The sequence below is a fragment of the Micavibrio sp. TMED2 genome (assembly GCA_002168225.1).
GTDB lineage: Bacteria > Pseudomonadota > Alphaproteobacteria > TMED2 > TMED2 > TMED2.
Map to the genome: position 1 here is coordinate 629,198 of NHBH01000009.1, position 21,500 is coordinate 650,697.

Annotated in this window: 22 protein-coding genes, 1 other RNA gene and 1 pseudogene; 18 read left to right on the top strand and 6 right to left on the bottom strand. The window is 59.6% G+C overall.

The genetic code is table 11. The annotated features are described in order from the left end of the window. Positions 1–12: 12 nt before the first annotated feature. Both CBB62_14570 and CBB62_14575 read right to left on the bottom strand, forming a co-directional pair. Positions 13–2,034, bottom strand: a complete 2,022-nt coding sequence (locus CBB62_14570; GenBank protein OUT39586.1) for a hypothetical protein — start codon at positions 2,032–2,034, stop codon at positions 13–15. A 297-nt stretch (positions 2,035–2,331) separates the two neighbouring features. Beyond that, positions 2,332–2,880, bottom strand: a complete 549-nt coding sequence (locus tag CBB62_14575; protein OUT39587.1) for a peptidylprolyl isomerase — start codon at positions 2,878–2,880, stop codon at positions 2,332–2,334. 132 nt (positions 2,881–3,012) lie between these two features. Here CBB62_14575 and CBB62_14580 point away from each other — a divergent pair, with 132 nt between their 5' ends. The 6 genes from CBB62_14580 to CBB62_14605 all read left to right on the top strand — a co-directional run bounded on the left by CBB62_14580 (position 3,013) and on the right by CBB62_14605 (position 9,493). Next, on the top strand, positions 3,013–4,134 hold the full coding sequence (locus CBB62_14580; protein OUT39588.1) for a hypothetical protein: 1,122 nt from the start codon (positions 3,013–3,015) through the stop codon (positions 4,132–4,134). Beyond that, a complete protein-coding gene (locus CBB62_14585) occupies positions 4,131–4,496 on the top strand; it encodes a hypothetical protein (protein OUT39589.1) in 366 nt (121 codons plus the stop codon). The genes CBB62_14580 and CBB62_14585 overlap by 4 nt, the downstream gene beginning before the upstream one ends. A 79-nt stretch (positions 4,497–4,575) precedes the next feature. Then, complete coding sequence (locus CBB62_14590) at positions 4,576–6,279, top strand: thiamine pyrophosphate-binding protein (protein ID OUT39590.1); 1,704 nt, start codon at positions 4,576–4,578, stop codon at positions 6,277–6,279. 67 nt (positions 6,280–6,346) lie between these two features. Next, positions 6,347–8,101 carry a hypothetical protein gene (locus CBB62_14595; GenBank protein OUT39591.1) on the top strand — a complete coding sequence of 585 codons (1,755 nt, stop codon included), beginning with the start codon at positions 6,347–6,349 and terminating at the stop codon, positions 8,099–8,101. Positions 8,102–8,262: 161 nt separating this feature from the next. Continuing rightward, positions 8,263–8,805 (top strand): hypothetical protein, encoded by a 543-nt coding sequence (locus tag CBB62_14600; GenBank protein OUT39592.1) that lies wholly within the window; start codon positions 8,263–8,265, stop codon positions 8,803–8,805. A gap of 85 nt (positions 8,806–8,890) precedes the next feature. Next, a complete protein-coding gene (locus CBB62_14605) occupies positions 8,891–9,493 on the top strand; it encodes a hypothetical protein (protein ID OUT39593.1) in 603 nt (200 codons plus the stop codon). A gap of 24 nt (positions 9,494–9,517) precedes the next feature. Here the strand turns inward: CBB62_14605 and CBB62_14610 are convergent, their stop codons facing one another. Then, positions 9,518–10,528 (bottom strand): type I glyceraldehyde-3-phosphate dehydrogenase, encoded by a 1,011-nt coding sequence (locus CBB62_14610; GenBank protein ID OUT39594.1) that lies wholly within the window; start codon positions 10,526–10,528, stop codon positions 9,518–9,520. Positions 10,529–10,579: 51 nt separating this feature from the next. Next, complete coding sequence (locus CBB62_14615) at positions 10,580–12,559, bottom strand: transketolase (GenBank protein ID OUT39841.1); 1,980 nt, start codon at positions 12,557–12,559, stop codon at positions 10,580–10,582. A 351-nt stretch (positions 12,560–12,910) separates the two neighbouring features. Here CBB62_14615 and CBB62_14620 point away from each other — a divergent pair, with 351 nt between their 5' ends. From CBB62_14620 to CBB62_14640, 5 genes are all read left to right on the top strand, one after another. After that, entirely contained in the window at positions 12,911–13,171 is a 261-nt protein-coding gene (locus CBB62_14620; protein ID OUT39595.1) for a hypothetical protein, read from the top strand. Continuing rightward, entirely contained in the window at positions 13,152–13,493 is a 342-nt protein-coding gene (locus CBB62_14625; protein ID OUT39596.1) for a hypothetical protein, read from the top strand. Before CBB62_14620 ends, CBB62_14625 begins: the two co-directional genes overlap by 20 nt. Before the next feature lie 14 nt (positions 13,494–13,507). Beyond that, a non-coding RNA gene (ssrS, locus tag CBB62_14630) (6S RNA) lies at positions 13,508–13,669 on the top strand. A 52-nt stretch (positions 13,670–13,721) separates the two neighbouring features. Next, entirely contained in the window at positions 13,722–14,351 is a 630-nt protein-coding gene (locus tag CBB62_14635; GenBank protein OUT39597.1) for a 5-formyltetrahydrofolate cyclo-ligase, read from the top strand. A gap of 23 nt (positions 14,352–14,374) precedes the next feature. Next, on the top strand, positions 14,375–15,220 hold the full coding sequence (locus CBB62_14640) for a metallophosphoesterase (GenBank protein ID OUT39598.1): 846 nt from the start codon (positions 14,375–14,377) through the stop codon (positions 15,218–15,220). A gap of 19 nt (positions 15,221–15,239) precedes the next feature. Here the strand turns inward: CBB62_14640 and CBB62_14645 are convergent, their stop codons facing one another. Next, positions 15,240–15,758, bottom strand: coding sequence for a hypothetical protein (locus tag CBB62_14645; protein OUT39599.1), 519 nt, complete (start codon positions 15,756–15,758; stop codon positions 15,240–15,242). Between the two features lie 187 nt (positions 15,759–15,945). On the opposite strand from CBB62_14645, the gene CBB62_14650 reads away from it, so the two are divergent. From CBB62_14650 to CBB62_14680, 7 genes are all read left to right on the top strand, one after another. Next, on the top strand, positions 15,946–16,695 hold the full coding sequence (locus CBB62_14650) for a YebC/PmpR family DNA-binding transcriptional regulator (GenBank protein ID OUT39600.1): 750 nt from the start codon (positions 15,946–15,948) through the stop codon (positions 16,693–16,695). 20 nt (positions 16,696–16,715) lie between these two features. Then, positions 16,716–17,240 carry a crossover junction endodeoxyribonuclease RuvC gene (locus tag CBB62_14655; GenBank protein OUT39601.1) on the top strand — a complete coding sequence of 175 codons (525 nt, stop codon included), beginning with the start codon at positions 16,716–16,718 and terminating at the stop codon, positions 17,238–17,240. Further along, positions 17,237–17,899, top strand: a complete 663-nt coding sequence (locus CBB62_14660; GenBank protein ID OUT39602.1) for a Holliday junction branch migration protein RuvA — start codon at positions 17,237–17,239, stop codon at positions 17,897–17,899. The genes CBB62_14655 and CBB62_14660 overlap by 4 nt, the downstream gene beginning before the upstream one ends. Further along, on the top strand, positions 17,896–18,972 hold the full coding sequence (locus CBB62_14665; protein ID OUT39603.1) for a Holliday junction branch migration DNA helicase RuvB: 1,077 nt from the start codon (positions 17,896–17,898) through the stop codon (positions 18,970–18,972). The genes CBB62_14660 and CBB62_14665 overlap by 4 nt, the downstream gene beginning before the upstream one ends. Further along, positions 18,972–19,484, top strand: a complete 513-nt coding sequence (locus tag CBB62_14670; GenBank protein ID OUT39604.1) for a hypothetical protein — start codon at positions 18,972–18,974, stop codon at positions 19,482–19,484. Before CBB62_14665 ends, CBB62_14670 begins: the two co-directional genes overlap by 1 nt. A gap of 90 nt (positions 19,485–19,574) precedes the next feature. Next, complete coding sequence (locus CBB62_14675) at positions 19,575–20,306, top strand: protein TolQ (GenBank protein OUT39605.1); 732 nt, start codon at positions 19,575–19,577, stop codon at positions 20,304–20,306. A 5-nt stretch (positions 20,307–20,311) separates the two neighbouring features. Beyond that, the gene (locus CBB62_14680) at positions 20,312–20,746 is read left to right on the top strand and encodes a protein TolR (GenBank protein ID OUT39606.1); all 435 of its coding nucleotides are present in this window, start codon (positions 20,312–20,314) and stop codon (positions 20,744–20,746) included. Between the two features lie 323 nt (positions 20,747–21,069). Here the strand turns inward: CBB62_14680 and CBB62_14685 are convergent. Next, positions 21,070–21,498, bottom strand: a pseudogene (locus tag CBB62_14685) (hypothetical protein). Positions 21,499–21,500 lie beyond the last annotated feature (2 nt).

Consider the following 21,500-nt stretch of genomic DNA (forward strand, 5'->3'; position numbering starts at 1 on the left):
ACGTAATGTCTATCAGAACGAGTAGCTAATGGAAATCGATGCAAAATCACGATCCCGCAGCAGGTTGTAATCACCGCCATCGAAGAAGTTCGTGTACTGCATGTTCATGGAAATCTGGTTCTGATAGGTCGCGGTAAGACCGATGCTGATGGCCTTGCGACCTTCAACGAAGTTGCCGAGCGGCGATGGTGTCGTACCGTTGACGTTGTGCGAGAACGCGATGCTTGGTGACAGGTTGATGGCACCGATGGCGTTCAGGTAGTCGGCCCGTGCTGCCAGCACATAACCCCATGAGAAGCGATCACCGAAACCGTCGGTGGTGAAGCCTTCGGGGCCGGCGAGAACCGGGTTGCCACCGATATAGGTGCCGGGGCCTTCAAGGCGCTCGCCGCTGTCCATGCCGTGAATATAGGTGAAGCCTGCTTCACCGAGCACAACAACCTGGTTGGCACCGAGGTTCGGGCCGAACAGCTGGGTTGCGGTCATCTGGAACTGGGAGACGTCAAACTCTTTATAGCCCTCAATCTCACGACCGAAGAAGCTGTTGAGGTTGCCGAGATTGATCCCGCCTTCCTTCTGGATCACCTGATTGGTGTTGAAGGCGGCGATGGTGCCCTGACAGGCAGCAGAGGTTGGAGCAGCAGAGCATGAGCCTGCGATTGCACCCGGTGCGACAACAGCCTGCAGCAGCTCCACATCATCGATCTGGAGTGGTTGATCTAGTTTGTAGGAGTATTCGCCCTGCAGGGACATGCCGCGCAGGCCGATGGCATCAAGCGTGGTGTTGAAGCTGGCACCCAGCAGCTGGATGTCTTCCGGGTACTCAAGGAAATAGCGTGAACCGGCCGCGTAGTTGGCGCTGGTAATACCCGCCAGATCGGTCGGGGTACCGGTCACACCGCTGATAACCGGCAGACGGCTGTGATAGTTGATGAAATAGGCACCGAATTCGGTGTCATTCAGCTCGGGCGAGAAGTAACGCGCCGCGAAACCGAACTGGCCCTGATCGTCCGGCTCGTCATCGGCAGCGCGTGGAGCGCGCGAGCCGAGCGGGGTAACCGGGGTGGTGACAGAAACCGCAGCGTCAGGCACCAGCGGATGGCCGAAGCCGAGGAACACCTGATTGGCACCGGGCGACGCAATATCGCTGGTGCTGAAGAAGGTACCGGCAGCTTCCGGCTCGGTCTTGTCCCACATGAACTGATAGAAGGCTTCAACGCTCAGATTGTCGGTAATACCGAGATTGGCGTCGAGAATCGGCACCGGGGTCAGGGCGTCACGGATCTGCGAACCGGGAACGCGGAAGCGGCTTGCCTCCAGCGGGTTGATGACGTTGATGCCGTTCTGGATAAAAGTGCTCTCACCCCAGCTCAGAACCTGATTACCGACCCGGAAATCGAGTGGCATTTCATTCTCGCCAACCTCATAGGAGGCGGTGACATAGGCATCGAACAGATCGAAGCGGCGACCGACGCGGTTGACCGCATCATCGCTCAGGTCACGAAATTCGGTATTGTCCTTGTTGGCATTCAGGAAGTCATAGAGATAGCCGAAGCGGACAAAGGCACCGTAGTTTTCATATTGCAGGTCGAGTTCGTGGTTGGCACTGAACGCGAGCGAGACGATGCCGGTGTCATAGTTCAGGTTGCCGTCATCGCCATTGACCGATTGGGCACTGCCGCCGTTTGAGATACCGACATTGCTGCTGTCGCGGTCCTGCGTACGGAAGGTCGCGCCTGCGGTCAGGGTGGTGTCAAACTGTGCCTGGATGCCCCAGAACTCGAAATCGGCGGCATCGGCTTTCGATGGTGCCGTTGCAACCATACCGGCAATCGCCGCAATGCCGAGAATGCCCGCGAGTGGCTTCAATGCCGTGCTGGACAGCAGTGTGTTGTTGTTGATCATTGGCTTCCTTGCCTCCCCGAAAGTTTGCTCCGTTTTTTGGAGCCGCCGACCCACATGCTGCGGTTGCCGGTGTTTGTCTTTGTTCTTTTTTGTCGGTGATAAACACCGAAAGCCAACAGTTCCACGCATGTCAGGCGTGTGTGAAAAGCGCTGTGATTGTTTCGCTACAGCAGCTTTTCCCGCGCTGGCCGAAACTCTCGTGGAGAATGCGGCAGAACCATCGACTAGGCGCAGGATTTATAGGCTTTTCCGGGGTTGATCAAGAAAGCTGGAGGGTAAGTGACGTATAAGTCAACTTGCCTTCGAGAGTGGGGACTTTGAGCAACATTGGCGCACAAACAAGTTTTTGCTGCGCAAAAAAAGGCCGACGCGTCGGATGGCGTCGGCCTCTTGATTTCAGTGCCGTATGGCAGTTCTTTGACGGCGTTATTGTGCGTCAGCAGCAACCTGCAACTGGACGATCTGGTCCGGGTCTGCGGGTGGCTCGCCACGGGTGATGGCATCCACATGGTCCATGCCGTCAACGACCTGACCCCAGACGGTGTATTTGCCGTTCAGGAAGCTGCAGTCATCGAAGCAGATGAACCACTGGCTGTCGCCGCTGTTCGGGTCATTGGTACGGGCCATGCCGATGGTGCCGCGCCCGAAATTGGTCGGGGTAAACTCTGCTGGCAGCTTGACGCCAGTGCCACCGGCACCGGTGCCGGTCGGATCACCGGTCTGGGCCATGAAGCCGTCAATGACGCGGTGGAAAACGATGCCGTTATAGAAGCCTTCGCGGGTCAGTTCCTTGATGCGGTCCACATGGCGTGGTGCCAGATCGGGACGCATTTCAATGGTGACGCGGCCATCTTTCAGGTCGAGATAGAGCGTATTTTCGAGATCGGCCGCAACGGCCTCGCCGGTTTCGGTCATAAGGATAAACAAGCCCCCAAGTAGAATGAGAAAGCGCGTGATGATGTGCCGGTAAGTCATGGCAACAAGCTCGCTGTTTGTTGGATGAATGATGCAGACGGGAGGTGCGGGACCAATGTTTCTCAGATGGTTTGATGCGACCTCTCTGGTCAAAGCGGCTGTAACGTTCCATAACCTGTGCGTTCTGTCCAGATGCGAAGGGCTGTTTTTACCGTGAATATTCATGCCGCCTCACCGGTCTCTCTGGATAACCGTCTGGCCCGGCTACCCGGCTACCTTTGCCGTTGCTGGTCTGCCGATAATGTTGCTCTGAATACGGCCAACCGCCTCAGTGGTGGTGCCATTCAGGAGAATATCGCCCTCGATATCACGGTTACCGGCGGTCCGATGGCCGGGGAGCATGCGCTGGTGCTCAGAACCGATGCGCCATCCTCGGTTTCCGTCAGCCTTGACCGGTTACAGGAATTCAGGGTTCTGCAGGCTGCGTACAGCATCGGCGTTATAGTGCCGGAACCGGTTCTGGCCTGTGATGACGATGCGGTGCTGGGCCAGCCATTTGTCCTAATGCGCCGGATTGACGGCATGGCCGTCGGGCGCAAGCTGGTCCGTGATTCGGCGCTGGCCGGGCAGGCGGGGGATGATCTGGCGGCGGCACTCGGGCAGCAACTGGCCTGCCTGCATCAACTGCACCCGGCGCATGAACTGGCGGCTGATCTCGGCTTTCTAGGCTCACCACCGGCCAATCCCATGGCGGCGCGGATAGCGCTGTACCGGCGCTATCTCGACGAACTCCCATCGGCTGACAGCGCCGGGCGGTTGGCGCTGGAATATGGTCTGCGCTGGCTCGAACGGCGAATGGACGAGTGCGAACCGGCAAGCACTGTGCTGATCCATGCGGATTTCCGTACGGGCAACTACATGGTGGCCGATGGGCAGTTGACCGGCATTCTCGACTGGGAATTTGCCGCCTGGTCCGATCCGATGGAGGATCTGGGCTGGTTTCTGGCCCGCTGCTGGCGCTTCGGCCAGATGACGCGGGAAGCGGGCGGTATCGGTAGTCGTGAAGCGTTCTATCAGGGCTATGACCAACAGGCTGAAACGCTCGCCCTGCCGCATCGGGTTGATCATGAGCGTGTGCTGCTTTGGGAGGTGATGGCGCTGATCCGCTGGGGCATCATTGCCCTGCAGCAGGGCGACAGGGTCACCAGTGGCGGCGAGCAGAGTCTTGAACTGGCGCTGACCGGCCCGATTGCCCTTGAATGTGCAGCCCATATGCTGACCCAGATCACCGAACTGGAAGGAGGGCGCGCATGACCGGCATCACCCCCGAATTGCTGATCCGGTTGGCGCGCACGACCTTGACCGAGGACGTGCTCGGTCAGGAGGCTGATGCGGTCAAATATCCAGTGCTGATGATCGCCAATGCGCTGGCCATCGCCGAGCGCCAGATGACCATGCAAGACGCTGTCGATGAGCAGCTCGCGGCACAGATGCAGGCATGGCTTGCTGGACATGGCGCGGGTGACGGCCATGATGCCGGTGAGGCTCTTCGGCTGCTGGCCGATCGGATCAGGGCAGGAGCCTTTGATCATGACCGTGATTTCGCAGAGCAGCTCATGGCTTTGCTGCAAGCGGAACTGGCTATCTTCAACCCGAAATTCTCACCTCAAGCATGAGTGATCATGGCGTTGTGGCGCCCGGCCCGGCAATCGATTAAGAGTTGCTGCATATAGTGGTCATGCTTGAGGTCAGATAATGCTTACCCCTTCGCCCAATCCGGTTACCGGCGGCACCATCCTTGTTGAACAACTGCTGATTCAGGGGGTCGATACGATCTTCGGCGTACCGGGGGAATCCTATCTCGGCGTGCTCGATGCCATGTATCCGGTGCGTGACCGGATCAAGTTCGTCATTACCCGGGTCGAGAACGGTGCCGCCAATATGGCGGAGACCTATGGCAAGCTGACCGGCAAGCCGGGTGTCTGCATGGTGACCCGTGGACCGGGTGCCACCCATGCCAGTATCGGCATCCATACCGCCATGCAGGACAGCACCCCGATGGTGGTGCTGATCGGTCAGGTCGGCCGCGCGATGAAGGACCGTGAGGCGTTTCAGGAAGTGGATTACCGCGCCATGTTTGGCCCGCTCGCCAAATGGGTGGCGGAGATCGACCGGGCCGAGCGTATCCCGGAATATATCGCCCGTGCCTTCCATATGGCGCAATCCGGTCGGCCCGGCCCGGTTGTCCTGTCACTGCCTGAGGACCTGACCAGCGAGACCTTTGATCTGCCACCGGGTGGCCTGACCGCCCGTCCGGTCGAGCCTGCCGCAACAACCCTTGCCGCGCCGCAGCCGGGCCAGATCAAGCAGGCTATGGCCATGTTGGCGAAGGCCGAGAAGCCGTTCGTCTTGCTCGGCGGTCCAAGCTGGAGTGATGAGGGCATTACCGCCATCACCCGTTTTGCCGAGGCCAACAACCTGCCGGTCGGCTGCAGCTTCCGCGCGCAGGACCGGTTCGACAATCGTCATCGCAATTATGCCGGTGATGTGGGGATCGGTATCAACCCGGCGCTGAACAAGGCGGTGATGGAGAGCGACCTGCTGTTGGTGATCGGCCCGCGTCTGGGCGAGATGACCACGGGCGGTTATACCCGGATCAAACCGCCGCGCACCCATCAGACCCTGATCCATATCCATCCGAGCGATCTTGAGCTTGGCAGTGTCTATCAGCCTGATCTGGCAATCCAGAGCGGTACCGCACTGGCGGCACAGGCGCTGGCGGCGGAGCCGCCGGTCGCGAGCCGGGGCTGGGATGACTGGACCGCGCAACGTCATGCCGATTACCTGGAGAATATCCAGCCGAAACCGGCACCGGGTGAGATGAACATGTCCGAGGTGGTGGCGCATCTGAACGAGGTGCTGCCTGCAGATGCGCTGGTCTGTAACGGCGCTGGCAACTCAACCGCCTGGCTGCACCGGCATTTCCAGTATCGTGGTTTCCGCACACAGGCGGCCCCGACCAGCGGGGCCATGGGCTATGGCGTACCGGCGGCGATTGCTGCCTCGATCATCTATCCCGAGCGTGATGTTGTGGCCGTGGTTGGCGATGGCTGCTTCCAGATGGCGCTGCCGGAGATGGGTACGGCTGCCCAGTATGGCGCGACCCCGGTGCTGATCGTGGTCAATAACAGCATGTACGGCACCATCCGTATGCATCAGGAGCGGGAATATCCGGATCGCGTGATCGGTACCGAGCTGGTGAACCCCGATTTTGTCGCGCTGGCGCATTCCTATGGCTGGCACAGCGAGCGCCTGACCAAAACCGCTGAATTTGCCGATGCCTATGCCCGGGCGAAGGCGAGCGGCAAGGCAGCGCTGCTCGAGCTGATCATTGATCCGGAAGCGATTACCACGCGCCAGACCATGTCGGAAATTCGCGGTACCTCGACGCGCCGATAGGCCGCCCGGACCGTGTCACGATAATTTGCCCACAGGGCGAGTGACAAGGCCGGGAAAATGGATCACTATGCTGTCGGGAAGTGTGCTGATCCATCGGCGGGCCTCTTTTTCCCTGTCCCGGTTCAGCATTTGGCGAGCGAATATGCCGCCATCGACACGGGTGGATGATGGCGACATGGGATACAAGGGTGTTCCAGTGTCTTTTGCGAATTTGAAGATCACCAATGCGTGTGATGTACTCCTGTCCGGCCAGGTCAATGGCATCGGACGGGTGCTGATCGACCTCAACCGTTCCGGTGTGGCACCGGTCACCATTGAGGAACTGGACGCGCAATCCGCCCGTCTCGCCGGATGGCTGCGTCAGCGCGGTATTGGCTCCGGTGATCCGGTACTGGTCATGCAACCGATGTCGGTCCGGCTCTATGTCGCCCTGCTGGCGGTGCTGCGGGTCGGCGCGACTGCTGTATTTATCGACCCTTCCAACCTGAAATCCAATCTCCGTGCCGCCTGTCGTGATCTGAAGCCGCTCGGCATTATCGGGCCGTCCCGGATGCTGTCGCTCAGCCTCGGTGAACCGGCGATCCGGCGTATCCCGGCTCGGCTGCGTACCAGTGGCTGGTCGTGGAGCTCGACCTCATGGGCGCGGGCCATGGCCTCGGAGCCGGTGGAGACGGTCAATCTGCCGCTGACCGAGGCGGCCATTATCACGTTTACCGCCGGACCATCCGGTTATCCGCTGGGTATCGTCCGCACCCATGCCCAGATACTCGAACAGCATGCGGCCATGTCCGCCGTGCTGGCACCGTTGGCAACTTCGGTGACGGCAACGAATATTCCGACCGTGGCACTCAGCAACCTCGCACTCGGCGTGCCGACCGTGCTGCTCAGTCAGGCTGACAAGCGCAGCGTCAATCGTCTGCTGAACGCCGAGATATTGCTGACCGAGGGCGAGCAACCGGCGATGGTCTCACGGCTCGTTATTTCACCGGCCATGGCGGCCAAGCTGGTCGACAGCCTCGGCAATGACAGCCTGCCGATGGATGATGTGATCGTCACCGGTCCGATTTACCCGGATATCGCGCAAAAGCTGGACAAGGCGCTGGAGCATGGCTCGCTGCGTATTGTCTATGGCCACCCCGAGGTAGACCCGATTGCTGAGCAGTCCTTCGCCGACATGATTTCCGCCGATCGTCTCGCGACTTCGGTCGGGCGTGGCGTCTTGGTGGGCAAGCCGGTACCGGAGGTAGAGCTTGCCATCCTGCCGGATGATTACGGTATGCCGATCGGCCCGTTCACCCGTTCCGAGTTCAAGCAGTATTGTCTCGAGCCCGGTGAGGTTGGTGAGGTGGTGATAGCTGCCGATCATATGGTGACAACCTATGTGAACGGGCGCAGCGAGATCGAGACCAAGTTCACCGTCGGCGGCCAGATATGGCACCGCACCGGCGATGCCGGGACCATCGACGGGCAGGGGCGTCTCTGGCTCATGGGCCGGTGTCTTGCCCGGATGGAGGATGAGCTTGGCACCACCTATCCACTCGCGGTGGAGGCAGCGGCCCGTTGCCAGCTTGGCCTGCGGCGGCTTGCCTGTGTCGATCACGAGGGCCGCAGCCTGCTGGTGATCGAGAGCAGCGCCAGCCTTGAACTGGAGGCGATGCAGGAGATTATCGGCATGACCGGCATTTCCGGCATTGTTGTGGTTGATCGTCTGCCTATGGACCGGAACCATGATGCCAAGGTTGATTATCGACGGCTGGTACAGATGCTGTCCACCCGCCGTGATCTGGTGCGTATGGATTTCGACGACGCCGGAACTGGCTGATCCAGCCAATCAGCTCAGACAACTGTCCAGCGTCACCATTTCAAGACAGCTTGCCGCTGCTCAAATCCCGTTTTCTATTTCTGGCTTGACCCGGATAGCAGGGGTAGGGAACCTTGCCGTCAGTTTCGTTCCGGACATTTTAACAGGTACTGGTCAAGCAAATGAATACGCCACTGGGGCGCGGTCTGATCATTTTCGGCTTTGTTGCGTTTGCGGCATTGATGGCGAATTTCCTGGTGCCGTCTATTCCAACGCCCGAATATGATTTGTCGCAAGTCGACAGAAAACCGCTTGAGGTGCGTGCCTGGTTACGCCGGATCATTGTTCAGGACCTGACGTTGAAATCCGCGGATTTCGACCAGAAACTGCAAGCTGCGGAACGCTATTTCACGCCTGAGGGCTATCGTGGGTTTATTGCTTTGCTGCAGCAGACCCGCAGCATCGATTATCTGCGACAGAGCAATGTCACTGTGGCGATCGATCCGGAAGAAATACCCGAGGTGACAACCGAGGGGCCGGTGGGCGGCACTTATATCTGGATATTGGAGGGTGATAGCAACCTGACAATATCTTTTGAAACCAATGAGTTGTCCTATCCTGTTCGGCTGCAATATATCATTGCCAGAACCGAGGATGAGAATGCCTTTCTGGGATTGAAAGTGCAGTCGATGACAATCGTGAACCGGAATACGCAAACGAACTGAGAACATTGATCAGGTTCCGTATTCAATTTCTGGTATAATCCACTCTGGTAATTGGTTTTTGCAAAACCTGTGAAGGTAGGTCGCTATGGATGATCCTTTGGATGAAAAGAACAGCGATGGCCGATTTTATGTCAGCCTGATTGCGTTCATCATCGTGGTGGTTGTCGGCGTCAGTGCCATGGTGATCCATCAGCGTGGTGGCATCGGTGGTCCGCCACCGCCGAATGTCGAGGATTTGCGCCGTGATCGCCTCGCGGCACCGGGGCTGACCGATCAGCAGGTGCTGGAATATTCAACCGAGGTGTTGGCTAAGGCCGTGACCTTTGATGCCCGTGAATTTTATAACCAGCTGGCGGAGTTGCGGCCCTATTTCACCAATGACGGCTGGACGCTGTTTGAGCGTACGCTTGAGCGAATCGATGTGGTGAACATGATGCAAAGCGGTCGGTTCGTGGTGACACCGGAACTGGCGGGCGAACCGAAGCTGGTTTCAAGTGGTGTGGACGCGGCGATTTACCAATGGCGGGTTGCCGTGCCGCTGAAGATCACGTTGCAATCAGCCGATAGAAGTCTGGAGCGTGTGATGATCGCCCATGCACGGATCATCCGCCAGTCTATTGATGCCTTTCCCGAAGGAATTGCCATCGACAGTGTCAATTTTCTGCCGGAAGGTGGGGCCGGCGGTTAGGCCAGCCCCATACCTGTACCTTGCTTAGCCTGCTGCCTTCATGGCAACGGCGGTGTCGGGCATGCGGTTGGAGAAGCCCCACTCATTGTCATACCAGGACATGACCCGTACGAAGGTGCCTTCCATGACCTTGGTCTCGTTCAGCGCGAAAACTGAAGAGTGCGGGTCGTGGTTGAAGTCGATGGAAACCAGTGGCTCGTCATAGGTGCCGAGAATGCCTTTGAGCGAACCCTCGGCAGCAGCAGCCTTGATCGCCTCGTTGACTTCCTCAACCGTGGTTGAGCGCGCAGCCTGGAATTTGAAGTCGACCAGAGACACGTTCGGGGTCGGAACACGGATCGAGACACCGTCCAGCTTGCCATTCAGTTCCGGCAGCACCTTGCCGACCGCCTTGGCCGCACCGGTGGTGGTCGGGATCATGGAAACCGCCGCCGCACGGGCACGGTGCAGGTCGCTGTGCATGGTGTCGACCGTGCGCTGGTCACCGGTATAGCTGTGAATCGTGGTCATCAGACCGTGATTGATGCCAATCGCCTTGTTCAGCACATAGGCGACAGGGGCGAGGCAGTTGGTGGTGCAGGATGCGTTGGAGACGATCTTGTGATCGGCGGTCAGCTGGTCGTGGTTCACGCCATAGACAACGGTGAGGTCCTCTTCCTTGGCAGGAGCCGAGATCAGCACCTTCTTGGCACCGGCGGTCAGGTGTTTTTCAGCACCGTTGCGGTCGGTGAAGATGCCGGTACATTCCAGCGCCACATCGATGTCCATATCGGCCCAAGGCAGGTTTGCCGGGTCGCGTTCCTGAACCACGGTGATTTCCTGGCCATTGACGACCATGGCGTTGTTCTTGCCGGTAACGGTGCCGGGGAAACGACCGTGCACGCTGTCATATTTCAGCAGGTGAACATTGGTATCGACCGGTGCCAGATCGTTGATCGCGACAACTTCGATATCGTTGCGGCCGCTTTCGAAGATACCGCGCAGAACCAGACGGCCGATACGGCCAAAACCATTGATGGCGACGCGTGTCGTCATGATGAGTGCTCCCGAGTTAGTGTTGTTTGTTCGTGTTTGGTTGGGTCAGGGTTATTTGACAAGGTCGCGGACTGCCTGTGCGGCTGCTTCCGCGGTGATGCCAAAGTGTTGGTAGAGTTCCTTGTACGGACCGGATGCGCCGAAGCCGGACATGCCGATGAACTTGCCATCGGTGCCGATATAACGCTCCCAGCCGAAGCCGATCGCCGCCTCGATCGCCACACGGGCGATGTCGGTGCCGAGAACCGATTTTTTATACTCATCAGATTGTAAGTCAAACAGGTCAAGGCAAGGGGCGGAGACGACGCGGGTTGGAATACCCTCGGCATTCAGAGCCTCAGCCGCCTCAACCGCCAGATGGGTCTCAGAACCGGAAGCCATGATCAGCGCCTTCGGTGCCTCGGCAGGTTCGCGCAGGATATAGGCACCCTTGGCGACCAGGTTTTCCTCTGTGTGCTCGACACGCAGGGTCGGCAGACCCTGACGGGTCAGGGCCAGAACCGATGGTGACTTGGTGGCTTCAAGGGCGGCCTGCCAGGTCTCTGCAGTCTCGACCAGATCGCATGGGCGGAACATCAGCAGGTTTGGAATGGCACGCAGGGCAGCCAGATGCTCAACCGGCTGGTGGGTCGGGCCATCCTCGCCGAGGCCGATGCTGTCATGGGTCATGACGTGGATGACACGCTGTTCCATGAGGGCTGCGAGGCGTAGTGCCGGACGGTTGTAGTCGGAGAAGGCAAGGAAGGTGCCGGAATAGGGAATAGCGCCGCCATGCAGGGCCATACCGTTCATCGCAGCGGCCATGCCGTGCTCGCGGATACCGTAATGGATATAGCGACCGGCATAGTTGTCACGGTCGAGGATGCCACCGGTTTTGGTCTTGGTGTTATTTGAGCCGGTAAGGTCAGCAGAGCCGCCGATCATTTCCGGGACAACCGGCAGGATTTCTTCCAGAACCATGCCGGACGCCGCGCGGGTTGCCGGTGATGGCTTGTCGGCGCTGGCGGATTTTTTCAACTCATTGATGGTGCTGGCGAGCGCTGCCGGCACATCGGTCGAGATGGCGGCATCGAAGGCCGGGCGCTGGGCATTGGTAGCATAGCGTGACTGCCAGCTGTCATGATCAGCCTTGTTGCGGGTGCCAGCCTGTTCCCAAGCCGCCTTGACTGCGGCGGGGACAACGAATGGCTCATGTGACCAGCCGAGTGCCTCGCGGGTTGCTGCGATCTCATCCTTGCCCAGTGGTGAGCCGTGCGCGCCGGAGGTATTGGCCTTGTTAGGTGCACCGAAACCGATCTGGGTCTTGCAGCGGATAATCGACGGGGTGTCGGTGGTTTTTGCCTTGGCGATGGCGGCTTCGATCTCTGCCGGGTTGTGGCCATCGATTTCCTGCACATCCCAGTTATAGCTCTCGAACCGCTTGGTGATGTCGTCGGAGAAGCTGAGCGAGGTCGGGCCGTCGATGCAGATGCCGTTATCGTCGAACAGCACGATCAGACGGGACAGGCCGAGGTGACCGGCGAGTGAGCAGGCCTCGTGGCTGATGCCTTCCATCAGGTCGCCGTCGCTGGCGATGACATAGGTGTAGTGGTCAACCAGATCGTCACCGAAACGTGCATTCATGGTGCGCTCGGCAAGGGCGAAGCCGACGGCGGTGGAGATACCCTGACCGAGTGGCCCGGTGGTGGTCTCGATGCCAGCATGTTGCTCGACTTCCGGGTGACCGGCGGTGATCGAGCCGATCTGGCGGAAGTTCTTCAGCGATTCCAGTGGGAATGCCTTGTAACCGGTGAGGTGCAGCAGGCCGTAAAGCAGCATGGAGCCATGACCGGCAGACAGGATGAAGCGGTCGCGGTCGGGCCATTCCGGGGCTGCCGGATCGAATTTCAGGAACTTGCGATAGAGGACAGTGGCGACATCGGCCATGCCCATCGGCATGCCGGGGTGACCGGAATTGGCCTGTTCCACCGCGTCAATGGCGAGAAAACGCAAGGCATTGGCAAGATCGTTATGGGGAACGGCATCGGTCATGGGCAGGGTTTCGGCACTGGCTTGAGACATGGTCTGGGTCGTTCTCTGTCGCTGTTTAAATGATCGGGTTCAGGCAGCTTCTTCTGGCCCACCACCGTCGGGATCGCATCGGGATAGCACAGCCCTGTCGGTAATGGTGTCTGATTCTGGCGCGAACATGCCGTTCTGACAGCAAAGCGTCAACAACCACGGTGTCTTTCCTTGCTCAGATCAGCTATACGCGACGTGAAGCCGGGGTTAATTTTGCCTTCCTGTGCAAAACAACGCTGGTTGGGCTGGACCTTTGCGCCATGCTTGCCCTAGTTTTTGTAAAAATCTTCAGAACAACCCCACCGCATATGGTGATGCCCCGTGTCGGATAAACTCAGAACAGCACTTCAGGCGCTGGATCGCGAACTGGACCGCTTGCAACGCAACGCGACCCAGCAGGCGACGCGCCATCAGCAGGCGATGGAAGAAGCGGCCAAGAACGCTGCGCCTGCATCATCGGATAACGGGTCCGCAACGGACCCGCAGGTGGAATTGAAGCTGGTTGCCATGCGCGACCGGGTCGACAGTTCGATCGACCGTCTGGAAACCCTGTTGAAGGAGAGTGCCGGTGGCGCGGGTTGAGATTACGATCAATCACCGGAAATATCCGGTTGTCTGTGATGACGGTCAGGAAGGCCGGGTACAGGAACTGGCGAATTTCGTCGATAACCGGGCTCAGCAGATTTCCAATGCGGCGCCGGGCAGCAGCGATGCCATTGTTATGGCGCTCACCACGCTGATGGTGGCCGATGAGCTGTTCGAGCAAAAGCGTCAGGCAAGCGCCAAAAACGGCGATGCCACGCCGACAGCGGCGAATGACGACCTCACCGATCAGGCGGTCGAAGCGGTGGAATATTTGACCCGTCGCGTCGCAGCGATTGCAGACAGCATGGAAGCACCCTAGATTAAAGGGGTGAGAGGTGACTGCGATATGCGTGTGGTCATACTATATCCCAGGGGCGATAATTATTATCTCGGGAGCTGTCACTGATAGGGCCGTGGCCCTGTTATTAACGGCGCCCACCTAGTGGTTTGGCCGCTAGTGGATAAGACAGACAGTACGGTACTTGTGGTGCCTCTCACGCTTTTGCCCTGCTGATGATTACGGGGCTGACTGAACAGGGCCGGTTTCATGGCCGACACCATTCCTACAATCGAAACCCGGAAAGACCGCTTGCGGCAGACCATGCTGGCGGCCCGTAAGGCCGTGTCCGATCCGGCGCTTGATGCCGGTATAGCGCAACATGCCATCGCCTTGCTGACAGAACTGCTCGGTGACTGGCCACAGGATGCGCCGCCGCCGGTGATCGCCGGTTACTGGCCGATCAAGGGCGAGGCCGATCCCGGATCGATCATGACCGCCCTCAATGCTACGGGACAGCGGGTTGCCCTGCCGGTGGTGCTGAGCCTCGACGTGCCGCTGGTGTTTCGCCAATGGACGCCGGATATGGTGCTGGAAACCGGTCGCCTCAACATACTGGTGCCGCCCGAAACTGCGCCGCAGCTGGAGCCGGATATATTACTGGTGCCGCTGGTTGCCTTTGACCCGCGCGGCTATCGCCTCGGCATGGGTGGTGGTTTTTACGATCGCACCATTGCCGCGCTCAAAGCCTCGAAAAGCATTGTAACCATTGGGCTTGCCTATACGGCACAGGCGGTGGACGAGTTGCCGGTGGATCAATTCGATCAATGCTTGGACTGGATCATTACCGAGCAAGAGGCTATGTCGATGCCAACCCGGTACGCGGTGCCGTCCGTTTGAGATGAGACAAGTCTGGTAGTGACGTGAAGATATTATTCCTCGGTGATCTGGTTGGCCGTTCCGGTCGGGATGCGGTTATCAACGCGGTACCCGACCTGCGTGAACGCTATGGTCTCGACTTCGTGGTCGTGAATGGCGAGAACGCGGCGCATGGTTTCGGGATCACGCCCGAGATTTGCAACAGCCTCTATGCAGCCGGTGTCGATTGCATCACCACGGGCAATCATATCTGGGACCAGCGCCAGATCATCAACCATATCGGTGGCGATGGCCGGTTGTTGCGACCGTTGAACTTCATCAAGGGCACGCCGGGCAACGGCTTCGGTGTCTACAAGCTCGATGACGACCGGCAGGTGCTGGTCATCAACGCTATGGCCCGGTTGTTCATGGAACTGAATGACAGCCCGTTCGATGCCATCGAAAAGCTGCTCGACCGCTATCGCCTCGGCGACAATGTGCAGGCGGTCATTCTCGATTTCCACGGCGAGGCAACTTCCGAAAAGATGGCCATGGGCCATTATCTCGATGGTCGGGCATCGCTGGTGGTGGGCACCCATACCCATGTGCCGACCGCCGATCTGCATATCCTTGCCGGTGGGACGGCCTATCAGACCGATGCGGGTATGTGCGGCGACTATGACAGTGTGATCGGCATGGAAAAGACGGTTTCACTCGCCAAGTTCACCCAGCGCCTGCCGACCGAGCGGATGAGCCCGGCGACAGGTGAGGCGACAATCTCCGGTCTGCTGCTGGAAACCGATGATGCGACCGGTCTCGCAAAGCGGGTAACGCCGCTCCGCATGGGTGGTGCCCTGCAACCGGCAACGCCGGATGCAAGCTGGGTCGTTGCTTCAACGCTCTCGGTTTAACGAAACAGTTTCAGGGGGCTTAGTTGTCGCCCTTGATGTCGCCTTTAATGTCATCGGCGGTGGAGCGGCGCTCATTGCCGAGATAGCCGCTGCCGCGACGGCGACGGTCGGGACCGAAATAATTGCGCGAGCGGATGAAGGTACGCGGGTTGCTGAATACCGCCTCGATCCGCTGGTGCAGGATTTTTGGCGAGATCGGCTTGCTCAGGATTTCGGTCATACCGGCGTCGCGCGCCTCGGCGATCCGGTCCATATCCGCATGGCCGGTCAGCATCAGCACCGGCACATAGGGGTTCGGGCTTTCCGGGCTGTTACGCAGCAGGCGGACAAACTCGATGCCATTGGTCGGCTTCATGTTCCAGTCAACAATGGCGAGATCGGCCCATTCATCCTTGAACATGTCAAAGGCCTGATTGCCATCATGGGCCATCATGACCCGGCGGACACCGAAGCCGTCGAGGCTGGATTTCAGCAACTGCCGCATGGTCGGGCTGTCGTCTGCCACGAGAACCGAGATTTGATCAAAACGCAGGCGCATGTATCGGGAAATTCCGTTCAACCGCTAACTGGAATGGTGATGCCTTATAAAGCATCCCACAAACAAGCCAAGAAACCACTAATCATTTTCCACATTCTTAACGTTGGCAGGTGCTTTCCGGTGCGCTACACAATGCCTACCATCAATATTTGATCCGATTTACGACTGGACGGAGAGTTTTCCCGCCATGGCTGGCCATTCCAAATTCAAAAACATCATGCACCGCAAGGGCGCGCAGGATGCCAAGCGCGCACGCCTGTTCACCAAGATCGCCCGTGAGATCACGGTGGCAACCAAAAGCGGTATGCCTGACCCTGACATGAACCCACGCCTGCGCGCTGCGATTGCGGCGGCGAAACAGGCCAATATGCCGAACGAACGCATCGAGCGTGCGATCAAGAGCGGCAGCGGCGAGGGCGACGCCGAGAACTATGACGAGATGCGCTATGAGGGTTATGGCCCCGGCGGCGTTGCCGTCATCATCGAGGCACTGACCGATAACCGTAACCGGACTGCGGCTGAAATCCGCTCTGCCTTTACCAAGCATGGCGGCACGATGGGTGAGACCAATTCGGTCAGCTTCATGTTCGACCGGGTTGGCCAGATCGTCTATCCGGCCAGTGCCGGTGATGCCGATACCATGTTTGAAGTGGCCGCCGAGGCGGGCGCTGAAAACGTCGAATCGAACGAGGAAAGCCACGAAATTACCACCCCGGTAGAGGATTTCGCCGCGGTTCGCGATGCGCTGGCGGAAAAACTTGGCGACCCGGAACGCGCGACTTTGGCGTGGGTGCCGCAGAATACCATCCCGGTGAACGAGGATCAGGCGGCAACCCTGTTGAAGCTGCTCGATGTCCTGGACGACAATGACGACGTACAAACGGTGTCGGCTAATTTCGATATTGCCGACGAGGTTATGGAACGGCTGGCGTCTTGATCCAGACAACCCCAGGTGATTTGCGCATTCTCGGTCTCGACCCCGGATTACGGCGGACCGGCTGGGGGGTTATTGCGGTCAATGGCAGCCGGATGCAGTTTGTTGCCGCCGGTTGTATCCAGCCGAAGGCGGATGCTCCGCTCGCCGAGCGTCTGAATACGCTGTTTACCGGTGTGCGCGGACTGGTTGAGCTGCATCAGGTCGCCGAGGCCGCGATAGAAGAGACATTCGTGAACCAGAATCCGAAATCCACACTGAAACTGGGACAGGCACGCGGCGTCGTCATGGTGGCACCTGCCAGTTGCGGTCTGACCGTTGGTGAGTATTCGGCCAATCTGATCAAGAAATCCCTGACCGGCTTCGGCCATGCGGCCAAGGACCAGATGCAGCATATGGTCAAGGCATTGCTGCCTACAGCGGAACTCGGCACCGGGCCGGGGGCGGAAGATGCGGCAGACGCGCTCGCCGTTGCTATCTGTCATGCCCATCATCGCGGTGCGGCCCAACGGGCGGCCCGTATTGCCGCTGCGGCAGGTGCCTCATGATAGCCAGTCTGAACGGGCAGGTTGCCGCCATCTTTGCCGATAGCGCGGTGATCGAGGTCGGTGGTGTCGGCTTTACGGTGCAGGCATCGAGCCGCACCCTCGGTCTGCTCGGCGGTGTCGGCAATGCCGTGCGCATCCTGACCCATATGCAGGTCCGGGAAGATGCCATCACCCTGTTCGGTTTCGCGACCGCTGAGGAACAGCAGGCATTCAAACTGTTGACCAATGTGCAGGGCGTTGGCGGACGTGTGGCGCTGGCAATCCTGTCGGTCATGAGCGCCAATGATCTGGCGACCGCCATTGCGTCCGAGGACAAACGTGCGGTGACCCGCGCCGATGGTGTCGGCCCGAAACTGGCCCAGCGCATCGTCTCGGAAATGAAGGATAAGATTCCACAGCTGGTTGGCTCTGCCACCACGCCGGTTGCCGTTGCTGCCGTCAATGGCAGTGCCAAGCCAGCTGCTGCTCCCGCCCCGGTTGCCCCGGCCAATGCCGGTGGCAATGCGCTGGTGCCGGATGTGGTCTCTGCGCTCGCCAATCTCGGCTATGACCGTTCCGATGCCCATCGCGCGGCACTGAAGGCAGCGCAGGAACTGGGTGAGGATGCGAGCATTGATGCCCTGATCCGTGGCGGGCTGAAAGAGCTGGCGCCATCATGAGTGATTTTGCCCCCGACAGACTGGTGACGGGTGAACCGACCGCCGATGATATTGATGATGGCCGCGCGGCAGATGGTGCCCTGCGCCCCGAACGCCTTGCCGATTTCGTCGGCCAGGCCAAGCTGCGCGACAATCTCTCGGTGTTTGTCGGTGCCGCCGCCCAGCGCGGTGAGGCGCTCGACCATGCCCTGTTTCATGGACCGCCGGGGCTGGGCAAGACCACGCTGGCGCAGATTGTTTCTCGCGAGCTGGGCGTCGGATTCCGGGCTACATCCGGGCCGATGTTGACCAAGGCCGGTGATCTGGCTGCTATCCTGACCAATCTCGAGCCGCGCGATGTTCTGTTCATCGACGAGATCCACCGCCTCAACGCCTCGGTTGAGGAAGTGCTCTATCCGGCAATGGAGGATTTCCAGCTCGATCTGATTATCGGTGAGGGGCCTGCCGCACGCTCGGTGCGGATTGACCTGCCGCCTTTCACGCTGGTTGGGGCGACAACCCGTGCCGGACTGCTGACCAACCCGCTGCGGGATCGCTTCGGCATTCTGCTGCGGCTGGAATTTTACGAGCATGACGAGTTGGCAACCATTGTCGGGCGCAATGCGGTCAAGCTCGGTATTGCCATGAATGATGCCGGGGCGCTGGAGATTGCCCGCCGGGCCCGCGGTACGCCACGTATCGCCGGGCGGTTGCTGAAACGGGTGCGGGATTTTGCCGTGGTCGATGGTTCCGCGCTGGTGGACAAGGCGGTCGCCGATCGTGCCTTGCAGCGCCTTGAGGTAGATGCCCATGGCCTCGATGCCATGGATCGCCGCTATCTCGCCTGTCTCGCCGAGAAATATGGCGGTGGCCCGGTCGGGGCGGAGACCCTCGCGGCGGCATTGGCAGACCAGCGCGACGTGATCGAGGAAGTGATCGAGCCGTACCTGCTGCAACAGGGGCTGATCCAGCGCACCCCGCGCGGTCGTTGCCTGAGCGCCAGCGGTTATCGCTATCTGGGCCTGCCCGCACCGGCGGATATTGAGCAACGGGCCGCCGCTGACCTGTTCAACCCGGATGGCAGTGGCACGTGATGCAGCAATCTATACGCCCCAGCACCGGCCGGATTACTGACGGACAGCACGTCCTGCCGGTTCGTGTCTATTACGAGGACACGGATTTTGGCGGCATCGTTTATCACGCCAATTACCTGAAATTCGCCGAGCGTGGCCGGACCGAGTTCCTGCGCTGTCTCGGTATCGATCAGACGGCGATGAAGGCCGATACCGGCGTGGTCTTTGCCGCGCGCAGCCTGACCATCGATTTCGATGCCCCGGCAGTGATGGATGATTGTCTGACCGTCAACACCTGGGTGGAATCGATCAGCGGTGCGAGGCTGGTTTTGGCGCAACAGATCGACCGGAATAATGATCATGGACCGGAACTGCCATCTGACGGCCATGCTTCCGACAAAAATATCCCCACAAGATTGGCGACACTGACGGTCACGCTGGCCTGTATTGACGACCGTGGCAGGCCGGTCCGGTTACCGACAGACATACGTGACAGTTTCATGAGCCAACATTTAGCTGTGACAGGGGCTTGAGCAATCCCCTGAAGCAGCAATATAGGAATAGCGCATATCCAGCCAGCCGGGCCCCCGCGCTGGTCAACACCAGTAACCAGTAGGAAAAATATGGAAACCGAAGTCATCACTGCGGCCCAAGGCGTTGGTCTCGCCCATGGCGGCGATCTGACCATGATTGGCCTGTTCTTGCGCGCCGATCTGATTGTGAAGTCGGTGATGCTGCTGCTGCTTTTCGTATCCGTCTGGTGCTGGGGGATCATGTTCTCCAAGGCTTTTCAGCTGAAGCGCCTCGGCGTTGCCGCCGGCAAGTTCGAGCGTGACTTCTGGGGCAGCAGTTCGATTGATGCGCTGTTCGAGCGCATCGGCGACAAGCCGCGCGATCCGATGAGCGCGGTATTTGCCGCTGCCATGCGTGAATGGCGCAATGCCCCGCCACCCGAGGGCAAGAAGGGCAGCAGCCTCGCCGCCAGCGTGCAACAGCGGATCGAGCGGGTGATGGCCGTTACCATCGGTCGTGAGATGGAGCGGGTCGAGAAGGGCCTGCAGGTGCTGGCCAGTGTCGGTTCGACCGCGCCGTTTATCGGTCTGTTCGGTACTGTCTGGGGCATCATGAATTCCTTCACCGCAATCGCCAATGAGCAGAGCACGAACCTCGCGGTTGTCGCGCCGGGGATTGCCGAGGCGCTGTTTGCCACCGCCCTTGGCCTCGTCGCCGCGATCCCGGCGGTTATCGGTTACAATATCCTGTCCACCCGTCTGACCCGCTATGCCGACCGGCTCGAGGCATTCTCGGTCGAGTTCAGCGCCATCCTGTCCAGAACGCTGGAAGAGGAGCTGTAAGCATCATGGGTGTTTCCCTGAAACAATCCGGTTCCCGGCGCGGTGGACGGCGTGCCTATACCCCGATGGCGGAAATCAATGTGACGCCATTCGTTGACGTTATGCTGGTGCTGCTGATCGTGTTCATGGTCTCGGCTCCGCTGCTGACCGTCGGTGTGCCGGTGGAACTGCCGCAAAGTCAGGCCAGCGCGCTCAATGATCCGGAAGAGCCGGTGGTTGTAACCGTTGATGCCGAGGGGCAGATTTTTGTGCAGGAAACCGTGGTCGAGCTTGACCGCGTGACCCCGCTGCTGCGTGCGGTGACCCAGAACAACCCTGATATCCGCATCTTTGTCCGTGGTGACCGGCAACTGGCCTATGGCGATATCATGCAGGTCATGGGTGTCATCAACAGCGCCGGGTTCCGGCGGGTTGCCCTTATCACTGAAACACCCAAGTAACTGATTATGGCAGGACGATCCAGACAGGCGAAAGTTCATGCCCGATCTTCTGTCACCTCGGACAGAAATCTGGATCGGCGCGGGCTGACGCTGTCTTTTCTGCTGCATGGTGCGATCTTCGCGGCGATCATCATCGGGCCGCCACAGTTGGGTCGTGATCTCGGCCCGATTGCCCCGCCGGTACCGATCGAGGTTATCGACTTCGACACATTCACCCGGCTGACCAACAACGACCCGACCGAGACCCTCGCCGAGGAACCGCAACTGTCGGTGGCCGAGCCGGAGCCGCAGCCTGAGCCAACACCGGTCGAACAGGCACCACCTCAGCCCGCCCCGCAACCGACACCTGCGCCGGAACCAGCCCCGGTTGCCGATGAGCCGCCACCGGCACCAGAACCTATCCCGGACCCTGTGCCAGCTCCGGAACCGCCTGCGCCTGATCCAATCGTGGAGCCAGCACCAGAGCCTCAACCGGCACCGGAGCCGATCCCCGAACCAACCCCGGCACCGGAACCAGAGCCAACGCCCGAGGCAACAGCCCCGGCGGCCCCGGTCCCGACCGCAAAGCCGACCCCACCGCCGCCACGGCCACAACCGGCACAGCAGGCAGAGACGCCGAAAGAGCCGTCACGTACCGATTTTCTGGCTTCGGTCCTGCGCAATCTGGATGATACCCAACCGGCACCGCGTACCGATGAGGCGATTGCCGAGCAGTTGCAACGCAACCGTGCCGAGGCAACAGCGTCATCCATTT